The sequence below is a fragment of the Stenotrophomonas sp. YJH_SMC_12-1 genome (assembly GCF_059370935.1).
Map to the genome: position 1 here is coordinate 84228 of NZ_JCAFUD010000007.1, position 18091 is coordinate 102318.

The window sequence follows — 18091 nt, forward strand, 5'->3', positions numbered from 1 at the left end:
CGGATCCCCCGCAGGGGGTTGCGACCCCGCCTTCGGGTCACGGCGTTGCCGGCCAGCGGCCGGCACTACCTGGGGAGGCCTGCCCGCGGGGGCGGGCAGGCGCATCCCTTATTTCTTGACCGGGTTGCCTTCGGCGTCGATCACCGTCACCTCGCCCAGGTTCAGCGCACGCACGGCCGCTTCGGTCTGCTTGAGATCACCCACCACCACCCAGGTCAGCGCCTGCGACTTGATCTCGGCGGCGGCCTGCTGCACCTGCGCCGGGGTCATCGCCTCGATCTCGGCCTTGCGGCGCAGCACGTAGTCGTCCGGACGCTTGAACTGCACGATCGAACCGATGGTCGAGGCGACCGCGCTGGCGGTCTCGTAGGCACCGGGCAGGCTCAGGGTCTGGATGTTGCGGATGCGGTTGACCTCGGCGGCGGTGGCCGGCTTGCTGCCATCGGCGAACGCGGCGATTTCCTTGCGCATTTCCGCCATCGCCGGGCCGGTCTTGTCGATCTGCACCGGCGCGCTGGCCATCCACGGGCGCTGGCCCACCGAGTTGATCGCGCTGCTGCGCGCACCGTACGACCAGTGCTTGTCCTCACGCAGGTTCATGTTCAGGCGCGAGGTGAAGTCGCCGCCGATCACGCCGTTGGCAATATCGAAGCGGGTCGAGCTGGTGGCGCTGGACGGCGCCACCACCTGCCCCGCGAACAGGTTGGCCTGCACCGCACCCGGCTGGTCGATCAGGAACACGCGCGGGCCCTTGGGCAGCGCGACATCGGTAGCCGCCTTCACCTGCGGCGCCTCGCCGGTCGCCTTCCAGTCGCCCAGCTGCTTGTCCAGCAGCGGCACGATCTCGGCCAGGGTGGTGTCACCGACCACGATCAGGGTGCCGTTCTGCGGGCGCAGCCAGTCGCGGTGGAAGTCGACCAGGTCTTCGCGGGTCAGGCCGTTGATCGCTGCTTCGTCACCGCTGCCGGTGAACGGAATGGCATACGGGTGGCCCTTGCCGTACAGCAGCGGCGGCAGCACGCGCATCGCCACCGCACCCGGGTTGACCTTCTCCTGCTGGATGCCGGCAATCCAGCTCGCCTTGACCCGGTCGATCTCGCCCTGCTCGAAGCGCGGTTCGCGCAGCAGGTCCCGATACAGCGCCAGCGACGGTGCCAGGTTTTCCTTCAGCGCCGACAGGTCCACGCTCATGGAGTCCAGGCCGGCCGAGGCATCCAGGCTGGCGCCCAGTGCGTCTGCGGCATCGGCGAAGGCCAGCGAGCCGAGCTTGCCGGCGCCTTCGGTCATCAGGCTCATGGTGAAGTTGGCGGTGCCCGGCTTGCGGCCCTGGTCGGCGCTGAAGCCACCCGGGAACTGGTAGCTGAACTGCACCACCGGAATCTCGTGGCGCTCGGCCAGGATCACCTGGGTGCCGTTCTTCAGCGTGGCGCGCTGCAGCGCCGGGAACTTCAGCTGCGGGAACTCGCGGGTCTGCGGCACGCCGGCCTTGCGGTCGACCTGCTCGGGCAGGGTGCTGTACTTCGGGTCCACCGCCGGCACGTTGAAGGGCTTCGGCGCTTGGCTCGGGTCTTCCTTCAGCGCCACGCGCTCACCCGGTGCAATCACCAGGGTGTGGCTGCCCTTGTCCAGCCACTGCGCGCCCAGACGGCTCAGATCAGCAGCACTGGCCTTCTCGATGTTGGCCAGCGAGGTGCGGAAGCAGCCCGGGTCGCCGGTGAACACCGCGCACTCGGCCAGTGCGTCGGCCTTGCCGCCGAAGCCGCCGATGCGTTCGATGCCGCGGATGAAACCGGCGCGGGCACCGGTCTTGGCGCGTTCCAGCTCGGCCGCGGTCGGGCCCTGCTTGATCAGCCGGTCCAGTTCCTCGTCGATGATCTTCTCGACCTTGGCAGGGTCCTGGCCCTGCTTGACCGTCGCCATGATCACGAAGTTCGAACCCAGCTGCGACGTCGACAGGCCTGCCGCGATGCTGTCCACCAGCTTGTCCTGGTGCTGCAGGCGCTGGCTCAGCCGCGAGGACTTGGCACCGCCCAGTACCTGCGCGAACAGCTGCAGCTGATCGACCTCGGTGGTACCGACCTGCGGCACGTTCCAGGCGCGGTAGATACGCGCCTGCGGCACCTTGTCGGTCATCGTCTCGCGCGTGTCGGCGCTGCGCTTGGCCACGTTCACCGCCGGCTGCGCCATGGTCGGGCCGGCCGGGATGCTGCCGAAGTACTTGCCAACCTTTTCCTTGGCGGTGGCCAGGTCGATGTCGCCAGCCAGCACCAGCACGGCGTTGTTCGGGCCGTACCAGGTGCGGAACCAGGTCTTCACGTCATCCAGCGACGCCGCGTTCAGATCGTTCATCGAACCGATCACGCCGTGGTGGTACGGGTGGCCAACTGGATACAGCGCCTTGTTGAGCTGGTCCCAGGCCTGGCCGTAGGGCTGGTTCTCGCCCTGGCGCTTCTCGTTCTGCACCACGCCACGCTGCTCGTCCAGCGCCGCCTGGTCGATCGCACCGACGAGATGGCCCATGCGGTCCGATTCCATCCACAGCGCCATGTCCAGCGCAGTGGTGGGCACGTTCTCGAAGTAGTTGGTGCGGTCGGTATTGGTGGTGCCGTTCTGGTTGGTGGCACCCACCTGCTTGAACGGCTCGAAGAACTCGCCATCGTGGTTTTCGCTGCCCTGGAACATCAGGTGTTCGAACAGGTGCGCGAAGCCGGTGCGGCCGGCCGGTTCGTCCTTGCTGCCGACGTGATACCAGACGTTGACCGCGACGATCGGCGCCTTGCGATCGGTGTGCACGATCACGCGCAGGCCGTTGGGCAGGGTGAACTGCTCATACGGGATATCGACCTTGGCCGGTGCGGCCGGCTTTGCCGCCAACGCATGGGAAGGCACAAGCGTGCCCAGGGCGGTGCTGAGGGCAACGGCCAGCAGCGCAGTGCGCGGGCGAAGGGCGAGAGACATATCCGGATCCTTGGTCACATAGGTGAACCCCGATCCTAGCGTGCGCGCGCAACGGCAGGAATCGGTCGCCAGTCACTGGGGGTGTTTGCCCCTGTGCGCCATCCGCGGAGCCGATCTGCCCTGTCCGGGCCGTCACAAGCACCCGCCGGCGACGTCCGGACAGTGTCCGCAGCACATCGAATGGACAGGTGTCCGCCCGCCGGACACTTTTCGATGACCATAAAACCCTTGCAAATCAATAATTAAAAGTTGGCACGGGGATTGCTTGGTAGTTTCTGCACCAGGAAGGGCTTCAGACAAAAGCTGACTGAAGGATGAACAAACGCAGGAAATCGAAAATTTTCCTTGCAAGCCCAGAATTGGTGTACTACCTTACTACCACACCACTGATCACCAACACTAAACAGGCCCCGTCATGAACGCCAAGACCATTGCCATCGCCATCGCCCTGATCGCCGGCACCGCGGTTGTTTCGTCGGTGCAGGCCTCCGAATCCATCAAGACCCTGTCCACCGTGCAGGTTCGTCCGGCCGCCGACCAGCTGGCCCAGCAGGCCTGGGAACAGGCCAGCGGCATCCCGACCCTGGCCACCGTGGAAGTGCGCCCAAGCGCCGACCAGCTGGCCGAGCGCAGCGGCTACGTCGCCGCCCCGGTCGCCGCCGCGATGCCGATCACCACCCTGGCCTCGGTGGAAGTGCGCCCGAGCCTGGAGCAGCGCGTCGCCCTGGCCGCCGAACTGGAAGCCCAGCGCTACGCCGCGACCCTGGCTGCCGCCGCCACCAGCGTCGCCAACCAGGTGATCGTCAACCTGCCGGCCCTGCAGGTGCGTCCGAGCGCCGCCGACCTGCAGGCCCTGGCCACCGAAACCGCCCAGGTCCTGCTGCGCCCGTAAGCGGTGCCGCCCTGCCTCGCGCAGGGCGTGCGCCGTAAAGGCGGCGGTCGTCGCAGGTACACTGCGCCGATGAATGCCGCGCCCCAGTTCCACGTGATCCTGTTCCAACCGGAAATCCCGCCCAACACGGGCAATGTGATCCGGCTCTGCGCCAACACCGGCGCGCAGCTGCACCTGGTCGAGCCGCTCGGCTTCGCACTGGAAGACAAGCAGCTCAAGCGCGCCGGCCTGGACTACCACGAGTACTCGCGCCTGCAGGTCCACCCCGACCTGGACACCGCGCTGGCGCGGATCGCACCAAAGCGGTTGTTCGCACTCAGTACCCGCGCCAGCGTGCGCTACGACAGCGTGGCCTTTGAAGACGGTGATGCTTTCCTGTTCGGCCCGGAAAGCCGTGGCCTGCCGCAGGACGTGCTCGATGCCTTGCCCGATGGCCGCCGCCTGCGCCTGCCGATGCGGCCGGACAACCGCAGCCTCAATCTTTCCAACACCGTTGCCGTGGTGATGTACGAAGCGTGGCGCCAGCATGGGTTTGCCGGCGGGGCGTAATTTGCGTGTGTCACTTTCTTTGCTCGCGCAAAGAAAGTAACCAAAGAAACGCGCACCGATGCCCGATCGCGCGCTGAAGGAATGTGCCGACCAAGGTCGGCACCCACCAAAGGCAGGTTCAGGGGACTGCTGAGAACGTCTGGTGGGTGCGGACTGCTTCTGGTGGATGCGGACCTTGGTCCGCACGGATGCCCGATCGCGCGCTGAAGGAATGTGCCGACCAAGGTCGGCACCCACCAAAGGCAGGTTCAGGGGACTGCTGAGAACGTCTGGTGGGTGTGGGCTGCTTCTGGTGGGTGCGGACCTTGGTCCGCACTGTTTCCCGGTCGCGCGCCGAAGGAGTGTGCCAACCAAGGTTGGCACCTACCAAAGACAGGTCAAGGCGGCTGCAGAAACTTCTGGAAAGATGTGCCAACCAAGGTTGGCACCCACCGGAACCAGGTTTCAGAACGCGTTGATGCCGGTCAGTTCGCGGCCGATCACCAGCTGGTGCACGGTCTCGGTGCCTTCATAGGTGATCACCGATTCGAGGTTCAGCGCGTGCCGGATCGCCACGTGTTCGGTGGTGATGCCAGCGCCACCCAGCAGGTCACGGCATTCGCGGGCGATGTCGATCGCCATGCGGCAGTTGTTCCACTTGGCCAGGCTGACCTGCTGCGGCTGCAGCTGGCCGGCTTCCTTCAGCCGGCCCAGCTGCAGGGCCAGCAGCTGGGCGGTGGTGATGCGGCGGGCCATTTCCGCCAGCTTGATCTGCGCGCTCTGGGTGGCGGCCAGCGGGCGGCCGAACAGCACACGCTCCTTGGCGTAGCCCAGCGCTTCATCCAGGCAGGCGATGGCCGCGCCGATCGGGCCCCAGCTGATGCCATAGCGGGCCTGGGTCAGGCAGCCCAGCGGCCCCTTCAGGCCCTTCACGTTCGGCAGCCGGTGGCTGTCGGGCACGCGCACGTCATCGAAGAACAGCGCACCGGTCAGCGATGCGCGCAGGCTCATCTTGTGCTTGATTTCCTGCGTGGTGAAGCCGGCCATGCCCTTCTCCAGCACGAAGCCCTGGATACCGTCCTCGGTCTGTGCCCAGACGATGGCCAGGTCGGCCACCGGGCCGCTGGTGATCCACATCTTGCTGCCGCTGATGCGCCAGTCGCTGCCGTCGCGCACCGCGCGGGTCTTCATGCTGGCCGGGTCGGACCCGCCGTGCGCCTCGGTCAGGCCGAAGCAGCCGATCAGCTCGCCGCGTGCCATCGCCGGCAGCCACTGCTGGCGCTGTTCCTCGCTGCCGTACGCGTAGATGGGATACATGCACAGCGAGCTCTGCACCGAAACGAAGCTGCGCAGGCCAGAATCGCCGCGCTCCAGCTCCTGGCAGATCAGGCCATAGCTGACCGCGCCGAGGCCACCGCCACCGTATTCGGCCGGCAGTGTCGCGCCGAGCAGGCCCAGAGACGCGATCTCCGGCACCAGCTCGGCGGGGAAACGGGCCTGGTCGAAGGCATCGCCGATGATCGGCAGCACGCGCTCGTTGGTGAAGCGGGCGACGCTCTCCTGCACCGCGCGCTCTTCCTCGTTGAGCAGGGAACGGACATCGAACAGATCGTACGGATGCAAAGCCATGGCACTCACGCGCAGTCAGGACCGGGCCATTGTCGGTCATCCGCAAGCATCGCGTCTGGTAGGTGTGGACCTTGGTCCACACGGATGTGGGTCCGGGCGGTGAAACAATGTGCCAACCAAGGTTGGCACCTACCCGGCCGCGAGCATTACGCTGCACTGCAGCAATCATGGTGTGAACATCGGCGATCTAGCTCGATCACGCGCGTCCCGGTACCCTGACACATTCAAACAACCGTTTCGCCCGTGGCTGCACGCGCGATTCCCAGGCACCGCCGGTGGCCCCGATGCCGGCCCTACCCACGAGTCATGCAATCGATGAGCGCTGAAGCCAACGCCCTGCCCCCGCGTGAAGTAATGGAATTCGACGTGGTGATCGTCGGCGCCGGCCCCGCCGGCCTGGCCACCGCGATCCGCCTGCGCCAGCGCGCGATCGAAGCCGGCCGCGAGTTGTCGGTGTGCGTGCTGGAGAAGGGGTCCGAACCAGGCGCGCACGTGCTGTCCGGCGCGGTGATGGATCCGCGCGCGCTGGCCGAACTGTTCCCGGACTGGGCCGAGCGTGGCGCACCGCTGAAGCAGAAGGTCACCCGCGACGAATTCCTGTTCCTCAGCGAAACCGGCGCACGCAGCACGCCCAACGCGCTGCTGCCGGAGTGCTTCCACAACGAAGGCAACTACATCATCAGCCTGGGCGAAGTGACCCGCTGGCTGGCGCAGCAGGCCGAGGCGCTGGAAGTGGCGATCTTCCCCGGCTTCGCCGCCGCCGAAGTGCTGTTCGGCGACAACGGTGAAGTGATCGGCGTGGCCACCGGCGACATGGGCATCGAGAAGGACGGCAGCATCGGCCCGGCCTTCGAGCGCGGCATGGCGCTGCACGCCAGGTACACGATCTTCGCCGAAGGCGCACGCGGCCACCTCGGTCGCCAGCTGATCGCCCGCTACAAGCTGGACGAAGGCAAGGACCCGCAGGCCTACGGCATCGGCATCAAGGAACTGTGGCAGATCGACCCGGCCAAGCATGAGCCGGGCCTGGTGGTGCATGCCGCCGGCTGGCCGCTGGACAGCGACACCTACGGCGGCGCGTTCCTGTACCACGCCGACGGCGGCAAGGTCGCCATCGGCTACGTGGTCGGCCTGGACTACAGGAACCCGTGGCTGAGCCCGTTTGAAGAGTTCCAGCGTTTCAAGACCCATCCTTCCATCCGCAAGCACCTGGAGGGTGGCACCCGCATCGGTTACGGCGCGCGTGCGATCACCGCCGGTGGCCTGTTGTCGCTGCCGAAGACGGTGTTCCCCGGTGGCGCGCTGGTCGGCTGCGAGGCCGGCTACCTCAACGCCAGCCGCATCAAGGGCAGCCACGCCGCGATCAAGACCGGCATGCTGTGCGCCGACGCCGCGTTCGATGCACTGGCCGCCGACCGCCAGCACGATGAACTGAGTACCTATCCGACGGCGTTCGAAGCCAGCTGGCTGTTCACCGAACTGCAGCAGGCCAAGAACTTCAAGCAGTGGTTCAAGAAGGGCCAGACCGTGGCCACGCTGATGACCGGCGTGGAACAGTGGCTGCTTCCCAAGCTGGGCGTGCGCAACCCGCCGTGGACCCTGCACCGCACCCAACCCGACCACGCCTGCCTGGAACCGGCGGCCAAGCACACCCGCATCGCCTACCCGAAGCCGGATGGCGTGCTGACCTTCGATCGACTCAGCTCGGTGTTCCTGAGCAGCACCAACCACGACGAGAACCAGCCCAGCCACCTGACGCTGAAGGACCCGAGCATTCCGGTGAAGGTGAACCTGGCCGAGTACGCAGGCCCGGAAGCGCGCTACTGCCCGGCCGGCGTGTACGAGTTCGTCGGCGAAGCCGACAGCGCGCGCCTGCAGATCAACGCGCAGAACTGCGTGCACTGCAAGACCTGCGACATCAAGGACCCCACCCAGAACATCGTGTGGGTGACCCCGCAGGGCGGCGGCGGCCCGAACTACTCGGGCATGTGAACGCCACGGGCTGCGACCGCGTGTCGCAGCCCACCTGCCCCGCTGCGTCGCTATCCTGCCCGCCCATGCGTGCTTTCCGCCTGCTCATCACCGTTGCCGTGGCCCTGGCGGCCACGGCCTGCCAGCGCCCGCCTGCGGCACCGGCCACACCGGAACAGGCGCAGCAGCAGGCCATGCAGCGCGCGTTTGAACTGTGTGCCGGCTGCCACACCGTGCAGCCCGGGGGCATCCACCGCTTCGGGCCGAACCTGCACGGCGTGATCGGCCGGCGCGCCGGCAGCCTGCCCGACTACGGCTACTCCGATGGCATGCGCCGCGCCGACATCACCTGGACCGCGCAGACCCTGGATGCGTTCCTGCAGTCACCCACCCATGTTGTACCGGGCACACGCATGTACAACGCCTTCCCCAGCGCCGAACGCCGTGCGCTGGTGATCGCCTACCTGCATCAGCAGTCGGCTCAGTGAGCCAGGCGCTGCAACTGCTGTTGCAGCCGCGCCACGAATGCCGCCACCGCGGTGAACAACGGCTCCGGATCGGTCTCGGCCGCATCCTGCAGGCGTTCGACCAGGGCATTGGCCTGCGCAGCCAGCACCGTCGCTCCCACCGCGCCCAAGCCACCGGCCTGGCGATGCAGGTGCAGCGCGGCAGCCTCACGGTCGCCGGCCTCCAGCGCGCGCTGCACAGCGGCCAGGTCACCTGCACTGGCCTGCAGCAGGCTGTCGCGCAACCGCTCGGCCACCGCACGTGAGCCGAAGCGCCGCTGCAGGCTGTCCAGATCGGGCAGCGTCCTGTCATCGACGGCAGCGGACTCGGCCAGGGGCTCCTCGAACCGTTGCCCCTGCGCCTGCGGCAACCAGCGCAGCAGTGCCGCGCGCAGCGTCGCCAATGACAATGGCTTGGCCAGCACCTCATCCATGCCGGCTTCACGGCAACGACGCGCATCGTCGTCCAGCACGCTGGCGGTCAGCGCCAGCACGGCCAGCCGGGGTTGCCCGGTGCGTCCCTCGCGTTCGCGCAGCAGCCGGGTGAAGCCAAAGCCATCCAGCACCGGCATCCGGCAGTCAGTGATCACCAGATCGAAGCTCTCCGACGACAGCCGATCCAGTCCCTGCTGGCCGTCACCGACAATCACGTGCGGCACGCCCAGCTGCTGCAGGCGCCAGGCCATCATCGCCTGGTTGGTCGGATGGTCCTCGATCACCAGCACCCGTGCCTCGCGCAGCGGCGCAGGCAGCAGCGCCACCTGATCCTGCTCGGCCACCAGGGCCTCGACATCGCCACTACCGGCCTCCACCAGCGACAGCCGCACCTCGGCGCGGGTGCCCTCGCCCAGCGTACTGTGCAACGCCAGCTCGCCGTCCATCATCTGCACCAGACGCTGGCAGATGCTCAAGCCCAACCCGGTGCCACCGTGGTCTCGCTGGATGTAGGCACCGGCCTGGGTGAACGGCGCGAACAGGTGCTGCAGTTGTTCCGGTGCAATGCCGATGCCGGTATCGGTGACACTCAGGCACAGCGGCTGAGCCCCCTCCTCGCTGGTCGGCCCCAGCACCTCCAGCTGCAGGCGAACCTCGCCCTGCGCGGTGAACTTGATGGCGTTGCTGAGCAGGTTGAACACGATCTGGCGCAGGCGTACGCCATCCACTTCGTGGGCCGGCGCCAGCTGCGGGTCAATCTGCACGTGCAGCGCCAACCCACGTGCACTGGCCTGTGCGGAGAGCAGGCGGCACACGCTCTCCAGCAACGGCCGCAGCGGCTGCGGCACCGGCTCAAGGCGCAGTGCGCCAGCCTCCAGCCGTGAGTAGTCGAGGATGTCGTCCAGGATCTGCCGCAGCATCTGCGCCGAGTCCTCGATCACCCCCAGGATGCGCTGCTGTTCGATGTCCAGCGGCGAATGCGCCAGCACTTCCAGCATGCCCAGCACGCCACTCATCGGCGTGCGGATTTCATGGCTCATGGTCGCCAGGAAGCGCGACTTCGCTTCCGCCGCCTGCTCGGCCTCGGCCTTGGCCGTGACCAGGGCGTCGGCCTGTGCACGCGCTTCGCTCACATCCACCCAGTAGCCACTCCAGGTCACCGCACCGGCTTCTGCGGCATACGGATGGGCCTGGCTGCGCACCCAGCGCGCGCCTTCGCCCTCGGCGCGCAGGCGGAACTCGAGGATCAGCGGCGCGAACTGGCGCGCGGCCTGTTCGACGGCCTGCAGGATGTGTGCGCGATCGTCTTCCTCAATGCGTTCCAGCAGCGTCCTGGCGTCCTGCTCGGCCTGCTGCCGGCTGATTCCGAACAACGCCTGCAGATCACCGGCGATGAACGGGAAGCTGAGCACGCCATCGGCGTCGCGGCGTGCCTGGTAGACCACCGCAGGCAGGTTGTCGGTGACCTCGGCCAGTCGCTGTTCCAGATGACGCCGACTGGTCACTTCGCGGCGCAGGCGCCAGTAGCCGATGCCATGCACCAACAACGCGGTCAGCAGCACCACCAGCAGTGGCAGGCCCCAGTGCAGTGCGCTTTTCCAGTCAACGCCATTGCGATACTCCACCGCCAGCCAGTCGCCACGCAGCGCCTCATGCTTGCGCGGCGTCATCTGCAGCAGCAGGCGATCGAAGGTGGTCGCCAGTGCGGCATGCCGCCGCTCCACCGCCAGCACCAGCTGATCGTTGAAGCCCGCCGGTGCAGCGACCTGCAGGCGGCCGGGGAAACGACTGCGCAGCAGGTAGTCGACCACCGCCAGATTGCCCACGTAGGCATCGGCCTCGCCATCAAGCAGCCGCTGCATCGCCTGTTCCGCACTGCGTGCCGCCATGATCCGGGCCTGCGGTGCCTGCTGCAGCACGTAGCCCCGCACACGCTCGGGATCGGACAGCAGCACGCGCTTGCCCTGCAGGTCCGACATGCCCAGCAGGGCTGGGCTGTCGACGCGGCTGACGATCACGTTCGGCACACTGATGAAGGGCTGGCTGAACACCCAATCCGGCCCCAGGTAGCGCGAATCGGCCGGAATTCCCATCACCGCCTGCAGCTCGCCACGGCGGGCCTTCTCGCGCACCTCATACCAGTCGTGGCTGCTCTCCGGCTGCAGGTTGGCGCCGGCCTGCATCAGACGGCGCAGGTACTCACTGGCCAGGCCGCTGGGCTTGCCCTGCTCGTCGGTGAACGACAGCGGCGCCGCGTTCGGTGCGAAACCGATCTTCAACGGCTGTTCCAGCACCCGCTTCTCGGCCCGGCTCAGCGCCATCTGCGCCGATGCCGACCACTGCGGTGGCGGCAGCCAGCGCTGCACCAGGGCATCGCGCTGGGCCTGGCTGGTCGCAGCCAGGGCCAGATCCAACGCTTCTGCCAGCGGCTGCTTGCTGTTGGGTACACCGAAGTGCAGGCGTTCGGGAGGCAGATCGCTCGGCCGCAGCAGCACCACGCCCTGCAGGCGCTGGGTGGCGATCAGTTCGGTGGCGACATAGGCATTGCCGATATAGACATCAGCTTTGTCGTCTCTGACCATCTCGAGTGCCGCCAACGAGCTGTTTGCGACAAGCTGACGGGCCTGTGGAAAACGCGCGCGCACCTGCGGGCCGGTCAGGAAATCCTGCTCGATCACCACCCGCAGTCCATCCAGATCGGGATTGTCCGAGGCACGCAGGTCGTCGGGGCGGCCCACCAGGGCCAGCGGTGCCTCGCCATAGGCGGCGGTATAGACCATGCAGCGGGTGCGGTCGGCACTCAGACCGACATTCATCACCACATCGATCTCGCCACGACATGCCGCATCCAGCACGGAGGTCCAATCCGGAAAACGACGGGCCTCGACCTTCACACCCAACTGACGGGCAAGAAGCGACAGATAATCCGGACCCAGACCCACCTGCTGGCCATCACGGAGTGACTCGAATGGTGGCCAGCCGCTGTCATACTGCCCCACGACGATGCTTGGATGGGCGGCGAGGTACTCGCGCTGCAGGGGACTGAGCGGCAACAGCCCAGGCACTGCCTGTGCCAGCGCCACGGGCAGCACCAGCACGGCCAGCAGCAGGACCAGCCCGCGAACAGCCCAGCTACGCATCGGCGTCGATCTCCTAGAATCCTGACAGGGCCGCGATGGTCGCGGCCCGGCTTGCCCGGTGGCCATACTAGAGCAATGAGCTTGCGCATCATCATCGCAGACGACCACCCTGTGGTCCGTATCGGTACCCGCGCCGTCATCGAATCGAGCGGGGTCGGCCGCGTGGTCGGCGAGGCTGACAGCGCGCAGGCGCTGATGGCCCTGCTCGGCAGCCAACCCTGCGACCTGCTGGTGACCGACTATTCCATGCCGGGCAGCCCACAGGCCGACGGCTTCGCCATGATCGGCATGATCCGCCGCCGCTTCCCCGACCTGCCGGTGCTGATGCTCAGCGTCTCCAACAACCTGGCGATCCTGCGCATGGTGCTCGACAGCGGCGTGCTCGGCCTGGTCGACAAGAGCTCGTCGATGGACGAACTACCGCAGGCCATCCAGGCGGTCTATCGGGGCCAGCCCTACATCAGCCGGAGCCTGCGTGAGCGGGTCGAGGCTGCGGGCAGCTGGCGCATGCGCGAGGGCGACGGCAAGCCTTTGTCGCCACGCGAGGTGGAAGTGCTGCGGCTGCTCGGCACCGGCATGACGGTGAAGGAGATCTCGCTGCAGCTGCACAAGAGCGTCAGCACCATCAGCCGGCAGAAAGGCGACGCCATGCTCAAATTGGGCCTGAAGGGCGACGCCGAACTGTTCGACTACCTGCGCGACGGCAAGATCTGAGAACCAGATCACACTGTGAGGGCATCTGTCACCGCCCTCTTTGACCGGCCGCCGTTCTGTGCCAAGATGACCCGGCATGGGTTTTCAATGCGAGGTCGAAGGAATCGGCCGGCTCATGTCCTCGCTCCCGTCCCAGGTGGATGGGGTGCGGTTTCCTGCCGGCCGTCTGGCCCGGCAACGCTGACCATGGAGAGGCGCATGCATCACCCCCCCGAGCCATGTTGGACCCTGCCGTTGCGGCCCCTGCGCGCATTCGCGGCGTGCCTGCTCGTCTCTCTTTCCGCTGCGGCCTGCAGCGCCGCCGATCCGGCCCCCTCGTCCTCCCAGCCTGGCGCCCCCGTGCAGGCTGCCGATGCGCCCCGACAGGATGTTGCCCCGATGCAGAACACCTCTCCCGACACCGCCGTCACCCCGCCCGACGCGCCGACCGTGATGTATTTCACCTACCAGGTGGACGGTGATGGCGCGACCTCCTACGAGGTCCAGAACGGCAGCGTGGCGACCTTCTGGTTCGGCCACACCTTCACCCTCGATGGCACCACGTATTACACGGGTTTCTCCTGGGATACCCGCGAGCACTACGGCAAGCCGGGCGAGCAGACGCCGGCCGGTCCGGATGACCGCGCCAACCTCGCCGAGGCCACTTTCGTGCTGGCCGGCACCGACGCGAAGAAGCCATGGAAGTTCCGTGGCCAGGAATGGACCATCGGCGCGCTGGGCGCGTACGACAAGGCCGACGATGTCGATACCCGGCGCAAGCCGCTTGAACATCGCACCGCCGACGGTCGCCTGCTGCTGGCGGTGCCGACCAGCAGCTTCGACCGCGGCATCAGCAGCACCGGCTATGCGCTGCTGCTGTTCAACCCCAAGCGCAGCGAAGACGACGTGGACAGCAAGGTCTGGCGCTATGTCGGCTCGGTGCGTACGGGCGAGGACAACAGCGCCGCCTGCGACGAAGGCAACGTGATGCCCTGCACCGACAGCGATGGCGAACTGGCCTTCGCTGCCGACGGCAGCGGCCTGCCGCGACTGACCGTGACCTTCAAGGGCACCACCATCGAAGGCCCCGGCAAGACCCGTGCGCTGGGCGCCGGCGACGCCGTGCACTACACCTTCGACAGCGCGACCCAGCAGTACGTCGCGCCCTGATAGCACCCGCCCACGCGCGGGTTTCCTGTTGACCGACATGTTCTTGACTCACGGATGAGTCCGGTTGGCGATTCGCGGCATGCGCCGCTCCATCAACCCCGAGGAAAACGTCATGGCACAGCATGACTACAGCAGAAAGGAAGTTCTGGACATCGTCGAGCAGGTCGCCCGGCAGAAAGGCCTTCCGGTCGATGACTTCATGCGCTTCGCGCACATCGAGACCGGCGGCACCTTCAACGAGCGCGCCCACAATACCTCGTCCGGCGCCAAGGGCCTGTTCCAGTTCGTGCCCGGCTCCGCGCGCCAGTACCACCTGACCGGCCACGAGTTCGACCCGACCCGCAACACCGAAGCGGCCGCAAAGATGTACCAGGACAACCTGGACTCGATGGCACGCCGCAACGAGCGCACCGGCCACCCGTACCTGTCCGGAGGCAGTACGCCGACCGGCCTGGACCTGTACCTGGCCCACCAGCAGGGCAGCGCCGGCTATGGCTCGGTGCAGACCGCGATTGCCACCGGCACCTTCGGCGTGGTCCGCAACGGCCACGGCGAAGAGATCAACATGCGCCGCAACGTGCTGAACCAGATCGGTTCCGACGCGAAGGCGCTGACCGGCCACACCCTGGCCGAGATGCGCGGCATGAACGATGGCGACCTGGCGCGGACGTTCTCCAGCTACTACATCCACAAGTACGCGGCGATCAGCATTCCGGAAAAGAACATCGAACCGCAGGCGGTGGCGCAGGGCCAGGGCCAGGCCCCGGCCGCGCCTGCACAGGCCAGCGCAGCCGTGGCGGCGGGTGCAGCCACGCTGGCGGCAACCGCAGCGGCGGCTGCCACACCGAAGCCGGGCATCGAACTGCAGGCCGCCTACGAGGCCGGCGTGAAGTACGACCACGTGAAGTACGCCATCAACATTCCGGGTCACGCGCTGTACGTACCGGGCAAGACCGGCAAGAACGTGGAGCAGGGTTACATCGACTGCTCCGGCTGGGTCGGCACGCTGCAGAACCGCACCATGGACGAGATCAACCAGAAGGCCGGGCATGCGGTCTTCAGCAAGGCCGATCGCATCGACCTGGGCAACCTGGGTTCCGGCGGCATCGTGCGCAAGGCATTCGACCAGTCCGGCGTGCTGCTTGACCGCGACGCGATCCTCAAGCCCGGTGCGCTGAAGGAAGGCATGATCATCGGCCTGGATACGGCCAGGACCCGCCACGAGCACTGGAACGGCATCGACCACATCGTGATGGTGGTGCGCGACCCCACCACCGACAAGCTGCTGATCAGCCAGTCCACCGGCAGCAAGGGCGTGCACACCATGCCGGTCGAGGACTACCTCAAGCAGGTGAAGGACCACCCGAACTGGAAGCTGTACGCCTCCGATCCGCTGTCCAAGGCGCGCGACCTGCTGGAAAACCGCACCCCGTCGCACGAGCAGGCCCAGGGCAAGCCTGCCGCCGAGCACAAGGCCGCTGCCACGCCGCACGCCGAACTGTACAAGCAGGGCGCGCACAGCGAGGGCGTGCGCAAGGTGCAGGAGCAGCTGGGCCACCTCGGCTACGTCGGTGCCGACGGCAAGCCGCTGGTCGAGGATGGCCGCTTCGGCCGCAACACCGACGCGGCGGTGCGCCAGCTGCAGAAGGACAACGGCCTGGTGGCCGACGGCATTGTCGGGGCGAAGACGCTGGAGGCCATCAAGGAAGCCCGCGAGCGCCCGCTGCTGAACGACGAACGGCACCCGCGCAATCCGCTCTTCATCCAGGCCAGCAAGGGTCTGGAACTGTTGCCGGCCGGCACCTTCAAGGATCGCCACGCGCTGGAAAGCGCCGCGGCGGCCCTGACCAAGGAGGCGCATGCCGCCGGCCTGCAGCGCATCGACACGGTGGTGCCCAGCCCGAACGGTGAACGCCTGTTTGCCGTGCAGGGCACGATCGGTGACCCGGCGGCCAGCCGCGTGGCGGTGGAGGCCCGAGCCGCCAGCGAGCAGAGCATCGCGCTCAGCAGCGGTGCCGTGCAGGGCGCGCCTAACGTGCTGCACCAGCAGCAGGACGCCCAGCAGGAGCAGGCCCGGCAGGCACAGAAGGCGATGGGCATCTAAGCCCGCAACGCCTTGGCAGAGAAGGGAGGGCCACGTCCGCGTGGCCTTTTCCCTTTCTGCCAGCTGAGCGGCCGAGGCCGCTTTCAGCCTTGCTTCATGCCGCCTGCCGCTAGATGAATGCGCAAGCCGCACGGTGGACCAGGCAATGTTCCGGCAATGTTGGAACGTCAGCGTGGTCTCCACGGCAGCCGGGGCGCCCGCGCCCTCCCTGCCCAGCGTGGCATGCACCTCACAGGAGAACGAACATGCTCAGTACTTCCACACTCAGCTTCCGTGGTCTGGCGATGGCCCTGGCACTGGTTGCCGGTGTCGCCGTGGTCAGCGATGCCAGCGCGATGTCGAGGAAGGACAAGCGCACCCTGGTCGGCGCCGTGGTCGGTGGCGTGGCCGGCAACCTGCTCTCCAACGGCGATCCCGCTGCCACCGTCGGCGGCGCCGTGGCCGGCGGCGCGATCGGCAACTTGACCACCTCCGACCGCCGCGACCGCCGTTACTACGACAATCGCCGTTACGACGACCGCTACGATCGCCGTTACGACCGTGGCTACTACCGCAGCGGCTACTACGACCGCGGTGATGACCGTCGCTGGCAGCGCGAGCGCTACTACGACAACCGCTACTACCACGACCGCGGTCGCCATCGCGGCTGGTAAGCAGCGCGGCATCTCCCATGCCGATGCACGGACGGGCGGGTCGATGACCCGCCCGTTTGCGTTGGCCGCGTGCATGGCGTTGAATGCGCAGCCTTGGATGTGACTTTCCCCACTGGGGCTGCGGCATGACTTCTTCCTCCCACCGCGTGCAGGGCCTCAACAACGACGAGGTCGCTGCCGACTGGCCACCGATCAGCGCGGCGGACATCGCGTGGCTGCGCCAGCACTACCCGCAGCTGGACGAGCGCAGCGAACCGCGCTGGCACAGCCCGCGGCCGCTGTCGGCTGCCGCCATCGTCAACGGCGTGGAAGGCGCGGTGTTCATCAAGCGCCACCACCACAGCGTGCGCAGCACGGCCTGCCTGGAAGAAGAGCATCGCTTCATCGCCCATCTCGCCGCAGCGGGCGTACCGGTGGTGCAGGTGCTGCCAGCGGCCGATGGCCACACTGCGGCCGAACATGGCGAATGGACGTTCGAGCTGCATGCGATCGGCGTCGGCGAGGACCTGTACCGCGACGCCGTGTCGTGGTCGCTGCTGACCGATGTCGCGCAGGCCCGCGAAGCCGGGCGCACACTCGCGCAGCTGCACCGGGCCGCCGCCAGCTACCACGCGCCCCAACGCAGCACCCATGTGCTGGTCGCGCGCGACGATCTGATCCGTGCTGACGATCCGATCGCGGCCATCAAGGCAGGGCTGCACGAGCGTCCCGGGCTGGCCCGCTATCTCGCGCGCATTCCATGGGAAGCGCAGTTGCAGCGCGACGTGCTGCCGTGGCATGCCGGCCTGGCCGAGCGCCTGCGCGATGAGCCACGGTTGTGGGCGCACAACGACTGGCACGTTTCCAACCTGCTGTGGCGCGATGGGCAGATCAGTACCGTGCTGGATTTCGGCCTGGCCTCGCCCACCAGTGCGCTGTTCGACCTCGCCACGGCGATCGAGCGCAACGCGGTGGCGTGGCTGGAACTGGAGCGCGGCATGGAGGCGGTGCGCATCGATATTGCGCTGGCCCTGCTCGACGGCTACCGCCAGGTGCTTCCGCTGTCGGCGGCACGCGTGCACCTGCTGGCCGACCTGCTGCCGATGGTGCATTTCGACTTCGCACTATCCGAAGTGGAGTATTTCGAGGGCGTCACCGGCTCGACCGCCAATGCCGATGTGGCGTGGCAGCCCTTCATGCTCGGCCATCCGGCGTGGTTCCATACCGCCCCGGGGCAGGCACTGCTCAACGCGCTGCACGCGGCAGCCTGAAGGACGCCGGCTCGCAAATCCGTACCATTTGTAGTGAAATGGTCACCTGAAGCGGGGGTGCCTGGATCTGCCAGGCTGAGAGAGTCCCTTGGAACCTGATCCGGTTTGCACCGGCGTAGGGAGCTTTGAGCCGCAGCCACACCCCCGTCATGGGCCGGTGCA

12 protein-coding genes and 1 riboswitch are annotated in these 18091 nt (G+C 67.2%); of the genes, 9 read left to right on the plus strand and 3 right to left on the minus strand.

The genetic code is table 11. The features are described 5' to 3' along the window. Nucleotides 1-108: 108 nt before the first annotated feature. The gene (locus AC5P8Y_RS14030) at nt 109-2958 is read right to left on the minus strand and encodes a M16 family metallopeptidase (protein ID WP_288469171.1); all 2850 of its coding nucleotides are present in this window, start codon (nt 2956-2958) and stop codon (nt 109-111) included. A 415-nt stretch (nt 2959-3373) separates the two neighbouring features. Between AC5P8Y_RS14030 and AC5P8Y_RS14035 the strand changes: the two genes are divergently transcribed. Both AC5P8Y_RS14035 and AC5P8Y_RS14040 read left to right on the plus strand, forming a co-directional pair. Then, nucleotides 3374-3850: an XAC0231 family protein gene (locus AC5P8Y_RS14035; protein WP_005407626.1), complete on the plus strand. Its 477-nt coding sequence runs from the start codon at nt 3374-3376 to the stop codon at nt 3848-3850. Between the two features lie 69 nt (nt 3851-3919). Further along, the gene (locus tag AC5P8Y_RS14040) at nt 3920-4399 is read left to right on the plus strand and encodes a tRNA (cytidine(34)-2'-O)-methyltransferase (protein WP_005407625.1); all 480 of its coding nucleotides are present in this window, start codon (nt 3920-3922) and stop codon (nt 4397-4399) included. A gap of 444 nt (nt 4400-4843) precedes the next feature. Here the strand turns inward: AC5P8Y_RS14040 and AC5P8Y_RS14045 are convergent, their stop codons facing one another. Further along, the gene (locus tag AC5P8Y_RS14045) at nt 4844-6007 is read right to left on the minus strand and encodes an acyl-CoA dehydrogenase family protein (protein ID WP_033835514.1); all 1164 of its coding nucleotides are present in this window, start codon (nt 6005-6007) and stop codon (nt 4844-4846) included. Between the two features lie 315 nt (nt 6008-6322). Here AC5P8Y_RS14045 and AC5P8Y_RS14050 point away from each other — a divergent pair, with 315 nt between their 5' ends. Together AC5P8Y_RS14050 and AC5P8Y_RS14055 are read left to right on the plus strand one after the other, a co-directional pair. Then, the gene (locus AC5P8Y_RS14050) at nt 6323-7999 is read left to right on the plus strand and encodes an electron transfer flavoprotein-ubiquinone oxidoreductase (protein WP_495202027.1); all 1677 of its coding nucleotides are present in this window, start codon (nt 6323-6325) and stop codon (nt 7997-7999) included. Nucleotides 8000-8064: 65 nt separating this feature from the next. Further along, complete coding sequence (locus tag AC5P8Y_RS14055) at nt 8065-8466, plus strand: c-type cytochrome (protein ID WP_033835512.1); 402 nt, start codon at nt 8065-8067, stop codon at nt 8464-8466. Here the strand turns inward: AC5P8Y_RS14055 and AC5P8Y_RS14060 are convergent. After that, nucleotides 8460-12059 carry an ATP-binding protein gene (locus tag AC5P8Y_RS14060; protein WP_049402843.1) on the minus strand — a complete coding sequence of 1200 codons (3600 nt, stop codon included), beginning with the start codon at nt 12057-12059 and terminating at the stop codon, nt 8460-8462. The genes AC5P8Y_RS14055 and AC5P8Y_RS14060 overlap by 7 nt on opposite strands. A 75-nt stretch (nt 12060-12134) precedes the next feature. Here AC5P8Y_RS14060 and AC5P8Y_RS14065 point away from each other — a divergent pair, with 75 nt between their 5' ends. The 5 genes from AC5P8Y_RS14065 (at nt 12135) to AC5P8Y_RS14085 (ending at nt 17929) form a co-directional block, all read left to right on the plus strand. Continuing rightward, nucleotides 12135-12773, plus strand: coding sequence for a response regulator (locus tag AC5P8Y_RS14065; protein WP_005407620.1), 639 nt, complete (start codon nt 12135-12137; stop codon nt 12771-12773). 378 nt (nt 12774-13151) lie between these two features. Then, nucleotides 13152-13922: a hypothetical protein gene (locus tag AC5P8Y_RS14070; RefSeq protein WP_049402844.1), complete on the plus strand. Its 771-nt coding sequence runs from the start codon at nt 13152-13154 to the stop codon at nt 13920-13922. A 112-nt stretch (nt 13923-14034) separates the two neighbouring features. Continuing rightward, complete coding sequence (locus AC5P8Y_RS14075; RefSeq protein ID WP_033835107.1) at nt 14035-16026, plus strand: peptidoglycan-binding protein; 1992 nt, start codon at nt 14035-14037, stop codon at nt 16024-16026. A 245-nt stretch (nt 16027-16271) separates the two neighbouring features. Continuing rightward, complete coding sequence (locus AC5P8Y_RS14080) at nt 16272-16679, plus strand: glycine zipper 2TM domain-containing protein (RefSeq protein ID WP_014645533.1); 408 nt, start codon at nt 16272-16274, stop codon at nt 16677-16679. 125 nt (nt 16680-16804) lie between these two features. Continuing rightward, nucleotides 16805-17929, plus strand: coding sequence for a phosphotransferase enzyme family protein (locus AC5P8Y_RS14085; protein ID WP_033835102.1), 1125 nt, complete (start codon nt 16805-16807; stop codon nt 17927-17929). 43 nt (nt 17930-17972) lie between these two features. Beyond that, nucleotides 17973-18068, plus strand: a riboswitch (TPP riboswitch). The last annotated feature ends 23 nt before the right edge of the window (nt 18069-18091 follow it).